The sequence below is a fragment of the Actinomadura napierensis genome, assembly GCF_039529375.1.
GTDB classification, from domain to species: Bacteria; Actinomycetota; Actinomycetes; order Streptosporangiales; family Streptosporangiaceae; genus Spirillospora; species Spirillospora napierensis.
On record NZ_BAAAMR010000050.1, the window covers coordinates 55,809 to 71,041 of the forward strand.

General features: G+C 66.1%; 17 protein-coding genes. 5 read left to right on the forward strand and 12 right to left on the reverse strand.

Annotation, left to right across the window (positions count from 1 at the left end; all coding sequences use genetic code 11):
- Positions 1-330: 330 nt before the first annotated feature.
- On the forward strand, positions 331-1,038 hold the full coding sequence (locus ABD296_RS26005) for a hypothetical protein (protein WP_344272240.1): 708 nt from the start codon (positions 331-333) through the stop codon (positions 1,036-1,038).
- 119 nt (positions 1,039-1,157) lie between these two features.
- Here ABD296_RS26005 and ABD296_RS26010 read toward each other — a convergent pair whose 3' ends face one another.
- From ABD296_RS26010 to ABD296_RS26045, 8 genes are all read right to left on the reverse strand, one after another.
- Positions 1,158-1,964 carry an endonuclease/exonuclease/phosphatase family protein gene (locus ABD296_RS26010; RefSeq protein WP_344272243.1) on the reverse strand — a complete coding sequence of 269 codons (807 nt, stop codon included), beginning with the start codon at positions 1,962-1,964 and terminating at the stop codon, positions 1,158-1,160.
- A gap of 54 nt (positions 1,965-2,018) precedes the next feature.
- Positions 2,019-2,741 (reverse strand): hypothetical protein, encoded by a 723-nt coding sequence (locus ABD296_RS26015; protein WP_344272246.1) that lies wholly within the window; start codon positions 2,739-2,741, stop codon positions 2,019-2,021.
- Positions 2,742-2,746: 5 nt separating this feature from the next.
- Positions 2,747-3,178 carry a hypothetical protein gene (locus ABD296_RS26020; protein WP_344272248.1) on the reverse strand — a complete coding sequence of 144 codons (432 nt, stop codon included), beginning with the start codon at positions 3,176-3,178 and terminating at the stop codon, positions 2,747-2,749.
- Complete coding sequence (locus ABD296_RS26025) at positions 3,175-4,005, reverse strand: SAM-dependent methyltransferase (RefSeq protein ID WP_344272251.1); 831 nt, start codon at positions 4,003-4,005, stop codon at positions 3,175-3,177. The genes ABD296_RS26020 and ABD296_RS26025 overlap by 4 nt, the downstream gene beginning before the upstream one ends.
- Positions 4,002-4,781, reverse strand: coding sequence for a hypothetical protein (locus tag ABD296_RS26030; protein ID WP_344272254.1), 780 nt, complete (start codon positions 4,779-4,781; stop codon positions 4,002-4,004). The genes ABD296_RS26025 and ABD296_RS26030 overlap by 4 nt, the downstream gene beginning before the upstream one ends.
- 243 nt (positions 4,782-5,024) lie before the next feature.
- Positions 5,025-5,870: an SAM-dependent methyltransferase gene (locus tag ABD296_RS26035; protein ID WP_344272257.1), complete on the reverse strand. Its 846-nt coding sequence runs from the start codon at positions 5,868-5,870 to the stop codon at positions 5,025-5,027.
- 223 nt (positions 5,871-6,093) lie between these two features.
- Entirely contained in the window at positions 6,094-6,393 is a 300-nt protein-coding gene (locus ABD296_RS26040) for a hypothetical protein (protein ID WP_344272260.1), read from the reverse strand.
- 92 nt (positions 6,394-6,485) lie between these two features.
- On the reverse strand, positions 6,486-6,788 hold the full coding sequence (locus ABD296_RS26045; protein WP_344272263.1) for a hypothetical protein: 303 nt from the start codon (positions 6,786-6,788) through the stop codon (positions 6,486-6,488).
- Between the two features lie 148 nt (positions 6,789-6,936).
- Here ABD296_RS26045 and ABD296_RS26050 point away from each other — a divergent pair, with 148 nt between their 5' ends.
- Together ABD296_RS26050 and ABD296_RS26055 are read left to right on the forward strand one after the other, a co-directional pair.
- Positions 6,937-8,427, forward strand: a complete 1,491-nt coding sequence (locus ABD296_RS26050) for a helix-turn-helix transcriptional regulator (protein ID WP_344272266.1) — start codon at positions 6,937-6,939, stop codon at positions 8,425-8,427.
- Positions 8,420-8,992 (forward strand): GNAT family N-acetyltransferase, encoded by a 573-nt coding sequence (locus ABD296_RS26055; protein WP_344272269.1) that lies wholly within the window; start codon positions 8,420-8,422, stop codon positions 8,990-8,992. The genes ABD296_RS26050 and ABD296_RS26055 overlap by 8 nt, the downstream gene beginning before the upstream one ends.
- 511 nt (positions 8,993-9,503) lie before the next feature.
- Here the strand turns inward: ABD296_RS26055 and ABD296_RS26060 are convergent.
- The 3 genes from ABD296_RS26060 to ABD296_RS26070 are packed head-to-tail and all read right to left on the reverse strand — an operon-like array spanning position 9,504 to position 12,140.
- Positions 9,504-10,007, reverse strand: coding sequence for a hypothetical protein (locus ABD296_RS26060; protein WP_344272271.1), 504 nt, complete (start codon positions 10,005-10,007; stop codon positions 9,504-9,506).
- A 2-nt stretch (positions 10,008-10,009) separates the two neighbouring features.
- Positions 10,010-11,359 carry a NucA/NucB deoxyribonuclease domain-containing protein gene (locus ABD296_RS26065; RefSeq protein ID WP_344272273.1) on the reverse strand — a complete coding sequence of 450 codons (1,350 nt, stop codon included), beginning with the start codon at positions 11,357-11,359 and terminating at the stop codon, positions 10,010-10,012.
- 37 nt (positions 11,360-11,396) lie between these two features.
- A complete protein-coding gene (locus tag ABD296_RS26070) occupies positions 11,397-12,140 on the reverse strand; it encodes a right-handed parallel beta-helix repeat-containing protein (RefSeq protein ID WP_344272275.1) in 744 nt (247 codons plus the stop codon).
- A 1,322-nt stretch (positions 12,141-13,462) separates the two neighbouring features.
- Here ABD296_RS26070 and ABD296_RS26075 point away from each other — a divergent pair.
- Both ABD296_RS26075 and ABD296_RS26080 read left to right on the forward strand, forming a co-directional pair.
- Positions 13,463-13,732, forward strand: a complete 270-nt coding sequence (locus ABD296_RS26075; RefSeq protein WP_344272278.1) for a hypothetical protein — start codon at positions 13,463-13,465, stop codon at positions 13,730-13,732.
- Positions 13,729-13,944: a GNAT family N-acetyltransferase gene (locus tag ABD296_RS26080; protein WP_344272280.1), complete on the forward strand. Its 216-nt coding sequence runs from the start codon at positions 13,729-13,731 to the stop codon at positions 13,942-13,944. Before ABD296_RS26075 ends, ABD296_RS26080 begins: the two co-directional genes overlap by 4 nt.
- A 106-nt stretch (positions 13,945-14,050) precedes the next feature.
- On the opposite strand, the gene ABD296_RS26085 is transcribed toward ABD296_RS26080, so the two are convergent.
- Positions 14,051-15,043 (reverse strand): hypothetical protein, encoded by a 993-nt coding sequence (locus ABD296_RS26085; RefSeq protein WP_344272283.1) that lies wholly within the window; start codon positions 15,041-15,043, stop codon positions 14,051-14,053.
- Between the last annotated feature and the right edge of the window lie 190 nt (positions 15,044-15,233).

Sequence of the window (15,233 nt, forward strand, 5' to 3'; positions counted from 1 at the left end):
CCCATTCCGAGCCCCGTCGCGGAGACCAGCGGCGCGTCGCTATCAACGCCACCCACGCCGGCGGTGCCACCGTCTCCGAACCGGGCTGCCGCGCCGCCGCAGCCGATACCAATAGCAGCTCGTCCCTTCCCACAAGCCCCCGCCATGACCAGCGCAGCGGCCCGACCTGCGCCTCCCACTCCGGCTGGCCAGCCTGAACAGGCCCCCACCCCTGCCACGCACCATCCCGATCTGGCGTCGGAGAAGCTCCTCACCCGTAAACCCTCCAGTCCCGCCGGCGCCGCCGGGCGCTCCACACGAAGCCTGTTCCGGCGGGTGGGGAAGCCTGCGGTGCTTGGAGTCATCTGCGGCGGCGCCGTGGTCGCCATCGGCGCTGCCTTCCTGACCAGCACCGGCAACGACGACTCCTCTGCAGCTTCATCTGCCCGACCACACTCGACGTCCGCCTCATCGACGGCGTCTGCGGCACCAGCTGCTCCGCAGCCGTTCGTTGCACCCACCATCACCGCCACGGGCAAGGCCGAGCCCATCGACAACGAGAAGACTGACCGGCGGACTCTCACCGAGAAAGAGGTCTTCCCGACTGCGCGGCTAGGTCTCGGCGGCCGCGGCTTCGTCCGCGACAAGACGCAGACGCTCACCACGTGCTCGTGGGCCGCACGACGGGACCTAGCCGCAGCTCTCCAGACCTGTCAGCGGGTCGTTCGGGCTACCCTCATCGATGATCAACATCAGGTCGCCATGACAGTCGGGGTCGCCGTCATGCCCACCGAGCAAGCAGCACTAATGGTCAGTCAGGCTGGCGACCCGACTGACCGGGAGCGCTGGTGGCGCGGCATGCGAGGCCGGACCGCCGAGAACATTGACGAGGCCGCTGGCATCCCCGCCGCCACTACACGCGGGCGTTACGTTCTCTACTGCTTCGCGACCTACTTCGACGGCCAAACCCCGGCGACCAACGACCCTCTGCTCACCAAAGTGGCCCAAGCCGCGTTGGAGTATGCGCAACGTCCGATTGATCGCCGAGCGGGCGGTTGAGACGACCAGTGAGTGACTGGTCTCTATCACCAGGTCTGACGGCGCCTCAACCATAGCTAGTGCAGGCACTCCGACGTCTGCCCATGGCTGGTCCCATCCTTTCGTCCGGAGATGACCTACTAGTCGTCGCCGACCTCGAATTCGAGGTCGGCGGCAACCAGGTCATGGTCGGACAGGCGGTCGCCGCTGGTCGGATGGACTCCGGGAATCACCTGATAGTTGATGATCTTGGCGCCGGGGAGGTTGGCCCACAGGATCCGATCGCACCGGTAGGCGAGGTGGTCCTTGTCGTGGCCGACGGTGGGGGTGGGGTCATCGACGGGCACCGCCGCGTCTTTGAAACCCGTCCGTTCCATTACGACGGCCGGGCGTTCGTCGAGCTTGCTCTCGATATGGATCGCCGCAAGTCCGTCGGTGTCGGGGTCGTCGCAGGCGGCCGCCACCGCGTTGAAGTCGCCGCATGCGATGGCCGGGGTGGATTTCCAGAGGGCGAACGACTCGGCCTCTTGCAGCCGTCGGCTGCGCGAGGACGGCGCGAGGTGGGCGTTGAGGAGGTCGACCTCGCTGAGGCCGTCGATGCCGAGCCGGAGGACGCCGAGGGCGTGCCAGTAGGAGCCTGATTCGTCGTGGCGCTCTTCCAGGACGCGCAGGCCGGGCCGTTCGCGGACCAGTTGTACGAGGTGGCAGCCGTGGTGGTTCGACAGCGCCATCGTGCGGCCGGTCATGCCCAGCGCGTGGGCGATCTGGTTCAGGGTGCGGTTGCTGCGGGCTCCCCATTTCGCTTCCTGCAGGCCGACGAGATCGGCGCCCAGATCGGCGAGGATGGCGATCTGGGCCTTGAGGCGGGCGTCGTTGCCGCTGTCCAGGCCGCCGTCCAGGCCGCCGGCCTTGATGTTCCAGGTGGCGATTCGAAACCGAAGCTGCATGTGCTCTGGACTCCTTCGTTCGGTAGGGCGGGAGCCGCGGTCGTGACCGCGGGGTCAGGGGGCGGGCGGGTCGACGTGTAGGAGGTCGGCCTGGAGCAGCGTGTGCAGGAGTAGGAGGCTGGTGAGGAAGGCGACCTGGTGGTCTTCCGGTACCTGCGGGGGAGCGCCCCCGCGCAGGTGCTGATGCATCAGCCGATGCAGCGTCCTGGATTCCTCGGGTACCGCCTGCATGCAGCGGCTCCGCATGATGTCCTGGGCGCGACCCAAGCCGTGCACCGACACCAGATCCTCGATCTGCGAGAAGATCCTCATGGTCAGGGTGTTGGAGATCGGGACGAGGCCGTGGCGGTCCAGTGCTTCGACCACGTCGAGGGGGTCGTGTTGCCGGGCGCCCGGGTCGCCGGTGTAGTCGGCGAACATCACGGTGCACAGCGTCTCCACGTCCGCCGCCGCCCTTGCGTAGGGCGGGAGCCGGGTGAACGATGGCATCGGCCCGGGGGAGGCGCCGTCGGCGTCCGCTGCGCCCAGGGCGTGCCGGATCTGGGCTGCTGCTTGCGTCACGGTGCGGCCGATCTGCTGGCCGTCGTCGTCTCCGCCATGCCAGACGAACACACCGGTCCACGCGATCCGGCGTGCAGGCCACGGTGGATTACTCACTATCAGCAGCGTTCCGGTCGCAGAGCAGCTGTCCTCGGGGTCGCACGCCATGGCGGCCTGGATCTGCGGGGTGCGGCTCAGCTCCAGCAGGAGATCGCCCAGCGGCTCCAGTCCGGGCATGCTGCTCACCGGCCCTGCCGTCTGCGGATGTCGTCGAGGATCACCTCGTTGACCGCGGCGGCCGCCCGCTCCAGGTCGCCGGCCGAGCAGAACGGTTGGAACCAGCGGCCGACCGTCAGGCCCTGCCGGTTGCGGAGCGGCCGCTGCCAATGCCAGTACAGAAACGCCCGTCCGGGTGAACCGCAGCCGGACGGCCCGCCGGGGGAGGGCCCCAGCCACACGGTCCGCCCGGCGTAGGGCTCGACGTCCACGCACTGCGCTGAGACCGCGGTCAGCGTCTCCGTCTGCTCCCACGGGCCCGACACGCGCAGCCCCAGCACCTCCAGCCGGGCCATCAGCTGCCCCGCGGCCTCCAGCCGACGCGCGGCCTTTGCCTCGTCGCCTGGTCTGGGTGGGGCGCCGGGCGTCGCCGGCCCGGCGGGGGCGGGTGCGGTCACGTGCCGCTTCTGAGCTTGCGGCCGACGCCGGCGTACTGCTGGACGACGGGCGTCTCGCCGAAGGGGTTGGGCTCGGGGCGCCACAGCGAGCACGACACCACCCCCGGCTCCAGCAGCTCCAGCCCGTTGAAGAACGCGGCGAGCTGGTCGGGGCTGCGGGGGACGACTTCACCTGCGCCCGCGTACTTCAGCTGGTTCATCGCCTGCTGCCAGGAGTCGCCGCCGGTCGGGTGGGAGATCACCAGGTGGCTGCCGTGCGGCAGCGGCGCCATCAGGCCGTCGACGAGCGCGCGCGCCTGGTCGTCGGGCAGGTATGGCAGCACGTTCGCCAGCACCACCGCGACCGGCTCGCCATCGCCGAACAGGTGCCGGGTGTCGACCAGGATCTCCTTGACCGCCGCGGCGTCGCGGATATCGGTGTCCTCGACGCGGACTTCGCCCTCGGGACGGCTGATGAGCAGCGCACGGGCGTGGGACAGGACGAGCGGGTCGTTATCGACGTAGATGATCTGGCAGTCGGGGGCGACGCGCTGCACGATCTCGTGGGTGTTGTCGACGGTGGGCAGCCCGACCCCGACGTCGATGAACCGCCGGATCCCGACCTCGCCGGCCAGGTGCCGCAGGGCGCGGGCCAGAACGTACCGTGACTGGCGGCCGTCGTTGGCGATGGCGGGGCAGATGGTCAGCGCCTGGTCGCCGGCATCGCGGTCGACGGGATAGTTGTCTTTGCCGCCTAACCAGTAGTTCCACATCCGGGCCCAGTGCGGGATCTGTGTGTCGATCAGCGGTTCTGTCCGCGGGCGGGCGTCGACGAGCCGGCTCATCATGCCGCCTGACCCGGTGCGCGGCCGGTGATCCGGCGGGTGTAGAGCCCGCGCAGCCGCAGCGGCGGGTGGATGGGGGACGCCAGCAGGACCCGCTGGTACCACGGTGCGCGGCGGGCCGTCTCCAGGGCCAGGGCGTACCAGTCGGCGGCGCCCTCACCGGCTTGGCGGGCTGCCGCCACGTCGGCGCCGATCTCGCGGCCCCAGGCCACAGCGACCAGGAGCACCGCGAGTAGCAGGCCGGCGGCCGGCAGGACGGCGGGCGCGAGCAGCAACCCGAGCAGGATCCATCCCACCGTCATCGCCAGGCTCCACAGGAGGTGGATGCGGCGCTGGCAGCGGGTGGTGTGTCCAACTTCGTGAGCGAGCAAGAAAGCCGCCTGAGGGGCGGTCATCGCGTCCCCGATGATGATCAGCGGCCCGTGCGGGACGAAGGTCCCGCTGATCCGCAGCTTGGGCGGATCGTCCGGCGAGGTGCAGAACACCGGTAGCTGATCCACACGGAGCCGGAGGCACGCCCGAGCGCGCGCGGCGACGATCGCGCGCACCGTCTCCGGCGGCATCCGTGCCGCCGCACGCCGCAGATGCTCCTCGGCAGCGCCCGCAGGCAGCGCCCGGAGTTTCGGATGCCAGCGGGGCCGTAGCGTGAGGGCGCTGATGATCACCGGCAGGGCTACGAGCACCGCCACGATGGCCGCCGTGCCCGCCGCCAACCCCGGTCCGACGGCCAGGCGTATCACCGCCCCGAGCCCGAGCGTCAGCGGCGGCAGGACGTACAAAGCAGCCGTCCGCCTGGCCGGCACATTGCGGAGGAAGACCCGGCGCACGGCCGCGCCGAACTCGTCGTCTGGACCGCTAGCCGATGGCGTAGGGGCGACGCTCGCTCCGGCCTGGTGATCACTCACCGTGGACGACTTGGGCGACGTGTCGGGTTGCGGTCGAGAAGAGGTCATTGCGAGTCGGTTCCTTGATCATCAATTGATGGGGTGGTCTGGCCCCCGTCAGGCTGGCCAGGCGGGCGATCACGAGGAGGCGCAAGACGTTGGAGCGCTGCTCGGCAGTTCAGCGACCAGGCCGACCACCCGGACGTCTTCCCCGCGCTGGCCGTTGTGGGGGTGGGGGAGCCCCCACTCGGCGACGTCGACGAGCCCCGGCGGGCGCACCACCTGCCACCCGTCGAGCAGGCCGAGGATCTCCTTCTCCGGTCGGAAGAAGATGCGGCTGGTGGCGTTGTCGTACGCCTTGGTCATGCCGTTGACCCTGGTAGCGGCGGTTTTAGTGGTGGTGGCGTGGGAGATCACCACGATGCTGCCGGGCGCCAGCCAGTTACCCAGGTCGGTGATCACGCGGCCCGGTTCGGCCACGAAGTGCAGCACCGCGGCCAGGATCACCGTCATGGGCCGGTCCACGTCGATGACGGCGCGCAGGTCCGGGTGGTTGAAGATGCCGTCCAGATCGGTGACGTCGCCGGGGAGGACGCCGCCGTAGCCGGGCTGCCGCAGGCCGCGGGCGTGTACGAGGACCACGGGGTCGTTGTCGACCCCCACCACTACCGCATCCGGGTCGACGGCGTGGACCTGGTCCTCCACCCGCGGCATGTCCTGCGGCAGGTCGTCGACGATCCCGCAGCCGATGTCCAGGACCTGCGCGTGCTGGTGCGGGTCGAGCGCGCGGAGCCGTTCAATGGCCCACCGGGCAGCGCGGCCGGCGAACCGAAAGTTCTCGATCGCGACCTGCCGGGCATCGGGTGCGGCGTCGACGACGGCCTGTGCGGCCTGGCGGTCGATCGGAAACGCCGACTTGCCGCCAAGGAAGTCGTTGTAGATCCGCGCGGGGCTGGCGTGATTGAGGTCGAGTTGATCGCTCATATCAGGGTCCATTACGGGGGAGGGGTGGCTGGCGGCGGGGGTCCGGTTGTGGGCGGTGTCCCCGCCGCCGTTGCTTGTCCGGTGGCCGTACGGCCCGGGGCGACTGACCCTCGCCCCGGGGCCGTACGGGGGGCCCGGGAGGAGCAGCACTCCCGGGACCGGGAAGGACACAGCGGGCGGAGGAACTGGGGGCACCTCCCGCGCTGCGTCCCGGCGCGGTCAGCTACGGATCCCCGACGGCGAGCGCGGCAGCGGCTTCCACGAACCCTTCGGGGACGTATGGAGCGGGCGGCCGGGCGCTCCCGTACACGTGTTTGATCACGCGGACGGCGCGGTCGAGGTCGTCGACGAGGGCGAACTGGCGGTGCGGCGTACTGGCGAAGGCGAAGTACGGGTCGGCGCCGCAGTCTCGGACGACGACCACGGCGACGCGGGCGCTGTTGGCGGCTGGTGGGGTGGCTCGCAGCGCCGTGTCAGCTGTTCCCGCGCCGGTGAGCTCGCATGCCCAGTTGCGTTGCTCCAAGCGGCGGGCCAGCTCCCTCAAGCGCGGCTCGCAGCCGTGCACAGGTTCGGCGGGCCCCAAGGGGAGCGGGGGAGTGTCGGGGCTCGGGGCCGTCATGCGGCTGCGCCGATGGCCAGGGAGGTGTGGATCTTTGCTACCGCTCCGTCGAGATCCGAGACGGGGCCGAGGATGTCGCCGGCGGACCAGCGCAGCAGTTCGTGAGCGCCCAGCCCGCGGAGGACATGAAGGTTCCCGAACAGCAGTTCCTTACCGCTTTGGGTGACGTAGTACGGGTTGGCCAGGTGAAGGTTCACCGGCTCAGCGTCGAACACGAGCCGTGCCCGCAGTCCCGTCGGTTCGAGCCGATGCGCAAGCTTGCTGAGGATCATGATGTCGTCTTCTCGGGTGCCGTTCACGCTGTAGTCCTCCGAATGGCGAGGCAGCCTCAGCCAAGCCAGCCAGAGCGCCGGCGCCAACCACCAGAACGGATACCGGCCAAGCGACTGCTTGTTTCCAGATTGGCAACAAGACAGGCAGTCCATTTCGGCGCTCTGCCTTACCGTGATGGCAACAACGCGAAAAATCCCTGTCGACGTCGAGGGGTACAAGAGCGTGATGTCACATGAGGGGCCGTTGTGTCCGAGATGCAAGGCCACCCGGCTCAGCCGCTACAACTACGAGCCGGTATGCGCATCCTGCGCCTCTGCGGACGTCTCGATCGCCGGCCATGCGCCCACCTGGTTGTGGGACTCTCCAAAGCTGCGCCAGGTGCTCGCCGATCACGATCTCGGTGAAGCGGTCCGGCTGGTACGAAACGCCGCCGGGCTCACCCAGGAACAGATGGGCTCCCTGGTGCCCGGCTGGAACAAGGTGATGGTCCACAGGATCGAAACCAGAGCCCGCGGCACCCTGTTCGACGTCCGCGAGCTTCTGGCCTGGGCGGACGCCCTGCACATGCCGCGAGAGGCTCTCTTACCGGTCATTTTGGGTACACCGAACGCGACGGTTGAGATCTCGAAATCGCAGCAGCTAGAAGAGGAGAACGTGGACCGGCGCACCTTCAACGGCGCAGTGGTCACCTTGACTGCGAGCGCACTGCTACCCGCGCTCTCTGCTCCTCCCGAACGCATCGGGTCCGCCCACATCCGCTATCTGCAAGCGTGCGTGGAAGAGCTGCACGCCCGTGACTGGACCGTGGGCGGGGCCGGCCTGCTGCGCCAGGCGATGCTGCTGTTCCAGCAGACCAAACACCTCATCGACGAGGCCGAGTACCCCACCAGCATGACAACCGACCTGCTTTCGGCAGGGGCGAACCTCGGGGTGTGCGGCAGCTTCATCGCCTTCGACGCCGGCGACATGGCGACCGCGCGCCGCCTGGCGCACGAGGCGCGTCTCTTGGCCGACGGCACCGCCGACGGAGGCCTGCGCGCCCACGTATTCGCCACGATGGCGTTGCAGTCCACCACACTGGCCCGGTTGAGCCTTCGCCGCGGACCCGCGCGCGAGGCCCTGCGCTTCCTGGACTGCGCGGAAGAGGCCACCCGCTACGAGATGTCACCGAAACTGCGAGCACTGATCAACATGCGGCGCGCCACCGCGGCGGCACTGCTGGGCGAGGAGCACACGACCCGGTCTGCCGTCCTCACGGCACACCGCGAGCTCGACCGAGGCCCGCATCCCAGCGACCGGCCATGGTTTGCGTTCGTAACCCACGCCGAGGTTTTGGGCCATGAGGCGCGCGCTGCCGCTGACTCCGGTAATCGTGGCCAAGCCGCGGTGCTGTACGAGCGCGTGCTGGAAGACGACGATCTGCTGCCGCGCAACCAGACCTTCTACAAGGCGCGCCTGGCTTCGGTCCGGCTGAGCCTCGGCGACCATGACGGCGCGCTGGAGAACGGCCGGGCGGCGCTATCCGCCCTGGAAGGCAACGTCACCTCCGTCCGGGCGCTCAACACCTTGCAGTCACTGCGCGCAGTCGGCGACGAGGAATTCAGCGGCAGGCTCGACGCGGTGGCCGACACTCTGACAGCCGAGTACCGTCCTGATCATGGGTGACCAGGACGAGGTGACGTTCCGGCGGTTCACCGCGGCGCAAGCACGCGGCATCCGCGGCGTGGTCGAGTCCGTCTACACCGACGCCTACACAGCGGCCATCGCTTCAGGAGATCCGTTCGACTCGGTAGAGCAGTTCATGCACCGCTTTGACGCCTACACCGGATCGGATCGCGGGTTCGAGATGGTCGTCGCCTACGACGGGGCGAGGACGGCGATCGGCCAGACCTGGGGTTGGCCGCTCGGCCCGGACGCCCGCTGGTGGAGCGGCCTGGAAGAGGAGCCCGAGCCCGGTTTCACCGAGGAGACCGGCTACCGCACCTTCGCGCTGAGCGAGATTATGGTGCGGCAGGCATGGACCGGCCGCGGCATCGCCCACCGGCTCCACGACGAACTGCTGCGCACCCGGCCAGAGACACGCGCGACGCTGCTGGTCGAGCAGGACAACGAACCGGCGTACCGAGCGTACGTGTCGTGGGGCTGGCGGAAGGCCGGCCGGCTACGACCCGCTTGGGAAGACGCCCCCACCTACGAGGTGCTGATCCTTCCACTCCCACTGCCGAAGTAGCAGCAGTCGGCCCCGTCGTGCCGCTGGCGAGGAGGCATCCTCACCAGACCTGTGTACCGAGCGCATCCTGTGCCTGACCAGGGACGGCGACATCGCCGAGGCCGTACCCTGCGCCGTCGCTGTGTTGGAACCGCTCACCGAAGCGCGGCCGCGAGGTCCTAGGCGCCATCAACGAGTCCCAGCGCCGCCCGGCAGCTTCGTGAGCTACTGACGTCGACCCCCGAGACCAGGAGGACCACCACGTGACGGTGACCGTAGCCGCAGCGACCCCCGCACATGTCCCGCAGCTCCTCACGCGGCTGGAGGAGATGGACCAGTTCTACGGCGACACCACCGACGGGTCACCGGAAGCGCGCGCTGGACAACTGCGCCAAGCCCTGTTCGGCGACCCGCCGGCGGGGTACGCGCTCGCCGCCCTGGACGGCGATGAGGTTTGCTCGCGCACTGGAGGGTCCGGCCGCGCCTCCGACCGAACCCCCCAGACTCAAAAACAGCGCCTTCTCTGTCTCGCCTAGCTCGGGCTGATTTGAGGCGCCGCCTCGTCTGGTCCGACGAGGACAGCTGGCGGTTCAGGTCCATCTGTCGGCCAGACCTGGATGAGATGGGTTTCTACAGGCTCTTCCAGGTTACCTCCAGACATGGCCGTGAACCTGTCGCGAACATGGATGCGGAGACGTCCGCGTCCTGGCCGCAGCCTCAGTCCACCGGGTGGCCCATCGCCGTACGTGCTGGTAATGGCAAGACCGCCACGTTCGGTGACAATGTCCCGTTCGACAACCATGTCCCAGCCGCTCTCGATGTTGTCAGGGCGACCCGTCAAACTTTCGAGGTTGAGGGTGACTGGCCCCCAGGCCGTACCTGTGAGCACAGCGACCCAGTTGTCCTCGCCGGTGGTGAGGCCATCGCGAGGCTCAGGCCATGGGTTGTCGCGTTCGACCGACGACAGCACGTAGTACTGGCCGTCTTGAACCTTGGCAGCGAGTGTCGTTCGCTGCTCGTCTGTTGGAGAAGCCATGACTACCAGGATGCCCGACCATCGTTCAGGATGGCTCGAAGCCAGAAGGCGTCTCCGTCCAGCACTCGGTTCTTGTTGTAGAAATCTCCTGTAAGGCCTCCCTGGCTGTCGTTCGCAGCCCGTGGGACCGTCCTCCAAGACCAGTCTTGTCCATCTACTGGTGGTTCGGGGTTCGCTGCGCCTTCGCGGGTGGAGGCCATGGGCCACTCATCACAGCTGACTGGGCGACCAGCGGGACACGCGGTGTTGCGGTTGGCCGTGATCCTGCTCTCGTCCTGCGTCCTGTGAAGAGGCCGGCCGATGGTGCCTACTCCCCAGCGGGTCGGGAGCGTTTTATTGGTGGGCGTAGGGGCGCCGTCGGCCACAGGGGTGGCACTCGGATCGCCCTTCTGCCTGTCATAAATATGCTTCGCGACTTCCTGGACAAGTGGGTTATGATCCGGGCGTGCGTCGTATTCGAGGAGGGGAGTGAATACCTGATCGACGCAACCACGATTGATCGTCCCGTCAGGATGTCCCTCGGACGGCGCAGTGTCGGCGTTGTCACACCGACCATCGAGGTTTTGCCCGAAACCATCGAGTGATCCGTTATCGATGATAGTTTGCGTCGGAGGTTCAGACCCAGGAGTAGAGGAACTCAGTTCCATGCCCAGGTACCCCCCGAGTGCAGTCGCGTATTCATATCCAGGAAGCGGGTCCTGAATCAGCTTTTCCTGCCAGTCGTAGATTACTTTTTGCGTGCCGGTAAAGAGCCACGGGAACGCCTCTGTGGGGTTCGACCTGGCGGTCTGGCACCTTTCGCTGAAGATGCTGCACAGCGACCTCATCGACATGTAGGAACCGCCGGAGAGTTCGTCCTTACCTGCGTCTGCTGCGGTTAGCGACTCATGATGCCATTGAGTTGCGTTCCACTGATAGTAGATCCACTGCCAATTGTAGAATTTCTGCGTTCCTACAATTTTCCTCGGGTCATTATCTATATAGACGAAGACGTTGTAAATCTTTGCTGAGCAGATGCTCAGCCGGCTCATCGGTATTGTTGACTGCGTAATCGTGACCGGACAGTCCGGCACTTCTGGGGGAGTGACTTTTTGCGCGCTCAGTTCCTTTTTGTTGCGCGCCTCGGCGAACTTTTTGTGAAGTTCCTGTGGATTTCCCTTCTCCTCCTTGATGCACCAGGTGGTCTTTCCACCATCCGTCGGATTCGGTTGGCAGCTTTCCCTCTTGGTGCTGAGGACGTTGCCAGCGTCCTTCCCCGGTGATCCAGAGGGTTGCTGCGCCATGGCTGCCGATGGCACAGCCGTAATGATGAGGGTAATGAGTATCGCGATGATGCTTTTTAGTGCCTTCATACCACTCCTTTCTAGTTGCAGCTTGCGCCACCCACGGTTAAGTAGTCGGCGCACAGGCGGTATTTGCGTAGCCCAGTCCGGCATTCGCGACTTGATTATCGCACGCGACGACATTTTCAGTAGTGCTTGGATCGTGGATATAGAAGCCATACCCCGGTCCCTGCACCTCGGCGGTATTCGCGCTAAAAGTGTTGCGTAGCCCCCAATCTCCGAGCCCGTCTTTGGTGCGGTCTCTATGGTGCGTCTGGAAGCCGTCACCTCTGGAGTTGGTTCCGGTATTTTCGGTCACCATCCAATCATTTCCTTTGACATCGACCCAGCTATCTCCTCCTTCCTCAGTGAGGCCGGCGCCATCGAACCTGTTGCTTGTAATAAGACCGCCTACGGTCCCCTCCTTTGCGTCGATTGATTCCGCAGTGGTGTTATAGATAGTGTTATTGGATATGACATTGAAGTCCGAGTGGTCAGGTTGCCCATTCGTCAAAATTCCCCAGTTTGCGTCGGAGGATCCAACGTATACTCCTTCGCCGAACTTTTCTCTTCTGTTCCCAGTGTCATGAATGACGTTGCCGGTAACGGTGTTTCGAGCCGAGTTTTCGCGCAGGTGTATTGCCTCGTCGCCAGTGTCATACACCTTCAAATTTTCGATGACTACGCCGGTCACCGCATCAGCCACTACACCCTTCTGAGCATTAGAGACGGAAAATCCGTACAAGTGCCAGTAGGCTGCACCGTTCAAATGCAAGCCATACCCCCCGCTGTAGCCATCGTTGGTAAGCATGGCATTTGCGCTACCACAGAGCCATATTGGGCGGGCCGGGGTTCCAGATGCAGTTGCCACCCAATCGCCGTTATAGTTGCCGTCCGCGATGCTAATCACTGAGCCTGGTGTGGCATCAGCCAGAGCTGAGGCCAATTCCTGATTACTGGTGATCGTCGTCGTCGCAGCGGGGCAGCCGCTACCAGCATGGGCGGATGACAAGACTCCCGGGAGGAGGATGCTGCTTGCAACAGCCACGAAGAGGCTAGTGCTCAGAATAAGCGACTTCCTGGGCATTGTTATTTCGGTATTCCTTTCCGTATGCACGACATGGTTCGCCTTCAAGGCGTCATCGGCTATCAATGGATCATGCGAGCAAAACCCCGGCGCAAAACGTGCCGCCGTTATGCCCTATCCTCAAATATCTACAAATTGTGTCGCAATGGATACGTTAAGTAGATTCAGGTAGCCTGAATTCAGTAACTCTCCGTCGGGAATCCAGCCAACACTTCACGAGAGTCGAAAGCATGACCAGAGGAAAGCTAACTTACGCGTGATCAACGATCAACCGTGGATAAGAAGCACTGCGAGAGCAGTGTGATGTGCAGACAATCTAACTGCGCTTAAACGACTAGACCTTGGCCAGGTCCGGCCACAAGCTCGCTACTCCGGGCTTCGTTGAAAAGCCGACTGTGGTTGACCAAACTCTGCACCGGCGTCCACCGGATTGAGTCCAGCGCATGACAAGTGCAACCTTGACCAGCAGGTTTACCAACCTGCATCCAGGTCGCCTCATGCTGAGAGCAGCTCGGCGCGGATCGAACCCTTACCTCCGCTGGCATCGCCTTTGGGAGAGCCGAAGGGTTCCTCAACGTCATGAAAGCAAGGTACGACTGCCGTCGGTCACCGTGGAGTCATGTTTAGCAACAATGCGGGCACCATGCACATTATTGGGTCGGTCAAGTGGATTGCTGCTGCAGCCTTTGGTGTTGTTCTACCGCGCTGCGCTGGATCTGTTGACCTACCTCGGCGACACCGCCGTGGCGTGGGCCGCACAACAGCAGGCCCTGGCGTTGTGCCCGTCCCACGACTTCACCGACCACACCCTCTGCCTGCTCGACCGCACCCTCTGCCTGACCAGGGACGGCGACATCACCGAGGGCCGTAGCCAGCGCGGTCGCTGCACTGGACCCAATCACCGAGGCGCAGCGGCAAGGCATCATCAGCATGCGCGGCCGCGAGGTCCTAGGCACCATCAGCGAGCCCCCACGCCGCCGTCTGCCGGCCGCGCGACAGCTTCGTGAGCTACTGTCCTCGCCCCCCGAGACCAGGAGGACCACCACGTGACGGTGACCGTAGCCGCAGCGACCCCCGCACATGTCCCGCAGCTCCTCACGCGGCTGGAGGAGATGGACCAGTTCTACGGCGACACCACCGACGGGTCACCGGAAGCGCGCGCTGGACAACTGCGCCAAGCCCTGTTCGGCGACCCGCCGGCGGGGTACGCGCTCGCCGCCCTGGACGGCGATGAGGTCGTCGGCCTCGCGTCCTACTCGTTCCTTTGTCCGGCAGTCGGCTCACCCGCAGCCTGTACCTCAAAGAGCTGTACGTGACCCGCTCGCGCTGGCGCTCCGAGGTCGGCACCGTGCTCATGCGCGTCCTATACGAGGTCGCCGCCAAGCACGAGTGCAGCCGCGTCGAATGGACCACCGGCACCAACAACCCCGGTGCTCAGCGGCTCTACGCTGGCCTCGGACTCCAGCAGCTCCCGTCCAAGCTGTTCTTCCGGGCAGACGCCGCAGCGATCGAGCACGGCCTCGCCTAGATCTCGCCCAGCACGCTGGGTCCGGTAGGAAGCCCTCCGTCCATTCCAGATTTACATAACGATAGTTATCGACCTATCGCGATAGCTCGCTATCTTGGTCGGCTGGTCACCGTTTGACGCGGTTGCGGACCGACAACAGGAACAGACCCAGCAGCAGCGGCCCGAGGATCCGCGCGACGACCTCGATGTAGCGGCCGGGCAGGGTCAGTCCCGTCGCCGGGGGGCGGACGAAGACCGCGTTGAGGGTGGCGACGGTGGCCTTGTCGACCCGGTCGCTCCAGCCCGTCGGTCCGGTGTCCTGCCGGGGAAGGGTGAGGTTGATCGGCTGGGCGCGGCCGTCTGGACCGCTCAGCGTCCCCCGAGCGCGCGGGGCCGGCCCCGGGGTCTGAAATCCGATGAGGGCGAGCGCCGCGGTGACCAGGATCATCACGGTGAGCAGGGTGCCCAGTGCGCGGCCGGCGCGCAGCGCATATCCCGAACTCGCCCAGTACGCGGTCAGCAGCAGCCGGTCCGGCCAGCGAGTAGCGCGGGCCCGGCGCATCTGCATCTCGCCGTAGTAGAAGTCAGCCGCGCCCGGCTCGTTCTTGCCGTCTTCCAGCGCCTTGCGCAACTGCCGGTACAGCACCTCCAGCCGCGCCGGATCCAGCACCTTCCCGTCAGCCGCGGCCATCCAGCGCTGCGCTCGGCGACCGCCCCGGGCATGACGCCAGTAGTGTTCCTCGGCCAGAACCTGCCGCTTGCCAAGCGGATCGACGGCGAACGCGCATCGGCCGTCCATGGTGAGCTTGTCCAGGTGCTGCATACCAGCGAACCGGCACTCGCTCAGATCCACATCGGTCAGCGTGAGCCGTTCGGCGTCAGTCTCTCGAAGCGACGTCACCCGCACCGCCGGCGTCCGACCTTCCGCGCCCGCCCCCGCCCCCCATGCGATCGCGCTCTCGTCCACACCTTCGATCGGCGTCTGGAGACCATGCAGGGTGATCGGGCCACTGAACACCCCCTCACTGAGGTCCACCCGCGCGCCCCGCAGCCGCAGCCCCACCCGCCCCGCCACCCGCACCCGCGATAGATCAACGCGCACCCCGGCCACCTCTGCCATCAACTCGCCCGCCACCTCCGCGCCACCCCACGCCAATGTTTGAACCGCACACCTCAACTCCATCCGTCCCCCCACACGCACTCGCCTGAACACCGCATTCTCAGCAAAGGTCGCGCGGGACTGTCTGAAAGTCTGTGGGTGAGGCGGTGATCGGTTTTCAGTTCAGGGTGATGCGGTCACCGTAGTGCAG